At 70.3% G+C, this 4,398-nt stretch carries 4 protein-coding genes and 1 pseudogene; 4 read left to right on the top strand and 1 reads right to left on the bottom strand.

Features of this window, described 5'->3' with window-relative positions; genetic code table 11:
- Window positions 1-252: pseudogene (locus BGN97_RS10530) on the top strand (hypothetical protein); the annotation flags it as partial.
- Window positions 253-271: 19 nt separating this feature from the next.
- Here BGN97_RS10530 and pgi read toward each other — a convergent pair.
- Window positions 272-1,951, bottom strand: a complete 1,680-nt coding sequence (gene pgi, locus BGN97_RS10525; protein WP_292701064.1) for a glucose-6-phosphate isomerase — start codon at window positions 1,949-1,951, stop codon at window positions 272-274.
- 157 nt (window positions 1,952-2,108) lie between these two features.
- On the opposite strand from pgi, the gene BGN97_RS10520 reads away from it, so the two are divergent.
- The 3 genes from BGN97_RS10520 to BGN97_RS10510 all read left to right on the top strand — a co-directional run.
- On the top strand, window positions 2,109-3,071 hold the full coding sequence (locus BGN97_RS10520; RefSeq protein WP_292701061.1) for an acyltransferase: 963 nt from the start codon (window positions 2,109-2,111) through the stop codon (window positions 3,069-3,071).
- 25 nt (window positions 3,072-3,096) lie between these two features.
- Entirely contained in the window at window positions 3,097-4,026 is a 930-nt protein-coding gene (locus tag BGN97_RS10515; RefSeq protein ID WP_292701058.1) for an aldo/keto reductase, read from the top strand.
- A 43-nt stretch (window positions 4,027-4,069) separates the two neighbouring features.
- The coding region (locus BGN97_RS10510; RefSeq protein WP_292701055.1) for a rhodanese-like domain-containing protein at window positions 4,070-4,398 on the top strand (329 nt) is incomplete at its 3' end.

The following is a 4,398-nucleotide window of genomic DNA, read 5'->3' as shown; positions in this document are numbered from 1 at the left end:
CTCATCGCCCTCTTCGGGCTCCACGGCGTCGCTCCGTCGGCCGAATCGCCCGCCCGGATCGCGGTGCATGCGCCGGAGACCGCGCCGCCCCCGTCACCCGCCGCAGACACGCCCGTGCAGCAGGCCTCGACCGGGACCTCCGGCGCCACCTCGGGACAGGGCACGACGGCGGGTCAGTCGAACCAGAACAAGGGCCCCGGCAACAACTCGGGGAAGGGGCAGGGGAGCTCGGGGCACGGCAAGGGTCACTGACGCGACCGAGCTCCCGCGCTCAGCGGCGGTGGGCCTGGTAGTACGCCAGGAGTGCCTTGGTCGACGCGTCCTGCGCCTCCAGGGCATCCGCATCGCCCTCGATCGCGGGGGCGATCTGCAGGGCGAGCTGCTTGCCGAGCTCCACGCCCCACTGGTCGAAGGAGTTGATGCCCCAGATCACGCCCTGCGTGAAGGTGATGTGCTCGTAGAGCGCGATCAGCTGGCCGAGGACGGACGGGGTGAGCGCATCCGCGAAGATCGACGTGGTGGGGCGGTTGCCGGGGAAGGTCCGCGCGGCCACGAGCGCACCGGTCGTGCCCTCGGCCTCGACCTCCTCGGCCGTCTTGCCGAACGCCAGGGCCTTCGTCTGCGCGAGGAAGTTCGCCAGGAACAGGCCGTGCACGTCGCGGCCGTCGTCCTGCAGCGGGTAGGCCGGGTTCACGAAGGCGATGAAGTCCGCCGGGATCAGCCGGGTGCCCTGGTGGATCAGCTGGTAGAACGCGTGCTGGCCGTTGGTGCCCGGCTCGCCCCAGAAGACCTCACCGGTGGTCGTGGTGACCGGGCTCCCGTCCCAGCGCACGGACTTGCCGTTGGACTCCATGGTCAGCTGCTGCAGGTACGCCGCGAAGCGGCTCAGCTGCTGCGCATAGGGAAGCACGGCGTGCGACTGCGCGCCGAGGAAGTTCGTGTACCAGACGTTGAGCAGGCCCATCAGCACGGGCACGTTCTGCGCGAGCGGGGTGGTGCGCACGTGCTCGTCGACGGCGTGGAAGCCGGCGAGCAGGTCGCGGAACACCTCGGGCCCGAACACGACGGCCAGCGACAGACCGATCGCGGAGTCGACGGAGTATCGGCCGCCCACCCAGTCCCAGAACCCGAAGGCGTTGGCCGGGTCGATGCCGAAGGCGGCGACCTTGTCGAGCGCCGTGGAGACCGCGACGAAGTGGTGCGCGACAGCATCCGTCCTGCTCTGCTCGTCGTCGCCGATCGCGCCGGATGCGGACAGCCCCGCCCACAGCCAGTCGCGAGCCAGGCGCGCGTTGGTGAGCGTCTCCAGCGTGGTGAACGTCTTCGACGCGACGATGAACAGGGTCGTCTCGGGGTCGAGGTCCGCGGTCTTCTGAGCCAGGTCGGTCGGGTCGATGTTCGACACGAAACGGGCCTGGATGCCCGCGTCGGCGTAGGGCTTCAGCGCCTCGTAGACCATCACCGGACCGAGGTCGGAACCGCCGATGCCGATGTTGACGACATGCGTGACCTTCTTGCCCGTGACGCCCTTCCACTCGCCCGAGCGCACGCGGTCGGCGAAGGCGGAGAGCGCGTCGAGCACCGACTGCACATCGGCATCCACGTCCTGTCCGTCCACGACGAGCGCGGGCGTCGCCCCGGGACGACGGCGCAGGGCGGTGTGCAGCACAGCGCGGTCCTCGGTGGTGTTGATGTGCTCGCCCGCGAGCATCGCGGCATAGCGCTCGGCGACACCGGTCTGCTCCGCCAGGCGCACGAGCGCGGCGAGGATGTCGTCGGTGACGAGGTTCTTCGACAGGTCGACGTGCAGGTCGGCCAGCGGCAGCGAGAGCTTCTCGACACGGTCCGGATCGGCGGCGAACCAGCCGCGCAGATTGGGGGAGAAGCCCGTGCTGAGGGACGTGAGCTCGGCCCAGGCGGAGGTGGTGGTCGCATCGATCGGAGCGGTCATGCATGCAACGTTAGCGCCGGATGAGGGGTCCCCGCGCCCCGAGGCTCCGGACAGCGCGCAGCGATGCCCGGAGAGGGCGTGGCGCGCATCCGCGCCTCCGTGTCGCAACCCAGCCCGCGCACATGAGACGGACGTCCCCGGGGACTATCGTCGCGGCATGCTCGAGGCGATTCCGAAGCGGTCGGGAGCGATCGACCTCGTCCGCATCATCGCGGTCGCGGCGATCGTCGCAGGGCATGTCTTCACCCGCGATCTGACCGGTGACCTGCTCTACACCTGGCACGTAGCGGTGTTCTTCGTGCTCTCCGGGTATCTGTGGAAGCCGGGCCGCTCCTTCCGCACCGAACTGAGCAGGCGCTGGCGGTCGCTCGGCCGACCCTACCTGGCGGGGTTCGTCCTGCTGACGGTCGCGCTGCTGCCGATGGGCTTCGCCGACACCCCGCAGCGCATCCTCGGCGGCCTGTACGGCGGGGGAGCGGCGGGGATGCCGTACATCACGCTGTGGTTCATCTCCACGCTGTTCTTCACCGCCCTCCTGCTGCGCCTGATCGAGCGACTGCCTCTCGCCCTGCAGTGGGCGCTGGGCATCGCCGGGGCCGTCGCCGGCTGGATCTGGGGGTCCGCGCTCTCGGACACTCCGCTCGGCATCGGCATGGCAGCCACGAGCCTGATCTACCTGCTGATCGGCGACGCCCTGCGCCGCGTGCGCGACCGGGTGCGCGCACCTGCCCTCACGGGCATCCTGCTCATCGTGACCGGCGCTGCGCTCGTGGCGACAGGTCTGTCGGACTTCATCGACATCAAACAGGGCCACTACGGCACGCCCGCGCTGTCGCTGATCGCGTCCGCCGCCATCTCGACCGGACTGATCCTGCTCGCCGAGAGCACCGTGAGGCCAGGTCGCTTCTCACAGGTCTGCACGCTGCTGGCCCTGCCGCTGCTGACGATCGTGCTGCTGCATCCGGTGTTCCTCTGGACCCCGTGGCCGGCGTGGCCGACCTTCGCCGCGGCGATGCTCGTGCCGCTCGCGATCGGCCTCGTCGCCCTGCGCACCCCGTTGTCGCCGTGGCTCACGGGACAGGCGCGGTTGCGTCGGCCGCCGGCCGGCACCGCGCGGTAGCGTTGGCGTGAACCCAGGAGGAACCATGAAGTCAGTCCCGTTCGGATCCGGAACCGCCCCGGCGGTCGTCGCCGGCATGATGCGCATCCCCGACAAGACGGACGCCGAGGTGCGCGAGCTGTACGACACCGCCCGGGCCGCGGGGATCGACTTCTTCGACCACGCCGACATCTACGGCGGGGCCATGCACGTCTGCGAGGACCGGTTCGCCTCGGCCCTGCGGCTGAGCGCCGCCGAGCGCGACGAGATCATCCTGCAGACCAAGTGCGGCATCGTGCCCCCGGAGCAGATGTTCGACTTCTCGTACGAGCACATCGTCACCCAGGTCGAGGGATCGCTGAAGGCGCTGCGCACCGACCACATCGACGTGCTGCTGCTGCACCGTCCCGATGCGCTCGTGGAGCCGGAGGAGGTCGCCCGCGCGTTCGACGAGCTGTCCGCCGCAGGCAAGGTGCGCGCCTTCGGCGTCTCCAACCACACCCCGCGCCAGATCGACCTGCTGCGCACCGCCGTCACCCAGCCGCTGATCGCGAACCAGCTGCAGCTGTCGATCACGCACTCGCCGATCATCGCGCAGGGCATCGCCGCGAACATGTCGGGCGAGGAGCAGAGCATCGTCCGCGACGGCGGCGGCATCGTCGAGTACTGCCGGATCAACGGCATCACCATCCAGGCCTGGTCCCCGTTCCAGGCCGGCTTCTTCGACGGGGTGTTCCTCGGAAACCCGAAGCACCCCGAGCTGAACGCCGTCATCGACCGGCTCGCGGCCAAGTACGCGGTCGAGCCGATCGCCATCGCGACCGCGTGGATCACCCGCCATCCTGCGCACATGCAGGTGGTGCTCGGCACGACCACGCCGCAGCGCGTGGCGGATGCCGCGGCGGGCGCGGACGTCGAGCTCAGCCGCTCGGAGTGGTACGAGCTGTTCCGCGCCGCCGGCCACATCGTCCCCTGAGCATCCGTCCCGCGAGCGAGACGTCCCGAGTGAGGAGCCGGACATGAATCCCCTGATCAGCGCCGCCGAGCTGAAGGATCGGCTCGGCGAGGTGCGCGTGCTCGATGCGCGCTGGCAGCTCGGCCGCGATGACGGACGCGAGCAGTATCTCGCCGGGCACATCCCCGGCGCGGTGTTCATCGACGTCGAGCACGAGCTGTCGCGTCACGGCGAGCCGAGCGAGGGGCGGCATCCGCTGCCCGACGACGCTGCGCTCGCCGCAGCCGCGCGGCGGTGGGGGATCACCGACGGCGTGCCCGTGGTGGTGTACGACGATCATCGGATGCTGTCGGCCTCGCGCGCCTGGTGGGCGCTCCGCCGCGCCGGCCTCGC

Origin of the sequence: Microbacterium sp. 69-10 (genome assembly GCF_001897945.1) — a bacterium.
Classification (GTDB): Bacteria; Actinomycetota; Actinomycetes; order Actinomycetales; family Microbacteriaceae; genus Microbacterium.
The sequence above is the reverse complement of the archived record's forward strand: the minus strand, read 5'-3'. Positions and strand labels throughout refer to the sequence as shown.

Excerpts from the sequence above, each read along its gene's own strand:
- pgi (WP_292701064.1), bottom strand. The coding sequence starts at position 1,951 with ATGACCGCTCCGATCGATGCGACCACCACCTCCGCCTGGGCCGAGCTC.
- BGN97_RS10515 (WP_292701058.1), top strand. The coding sequence starts at position 3,097 with ATGAAGTCAGTCCCGTTCGGATCCGGAACCGCCCCGGCGGTCGTCGCC.
- BGN97_RS10520 (WP_292701061.1), top strand. The coding sequence starts at position 2,109 with ATGCTCGAGGCGATTCCGAAGCGGTCGGGAGCGATCGACCTCGTCCGC.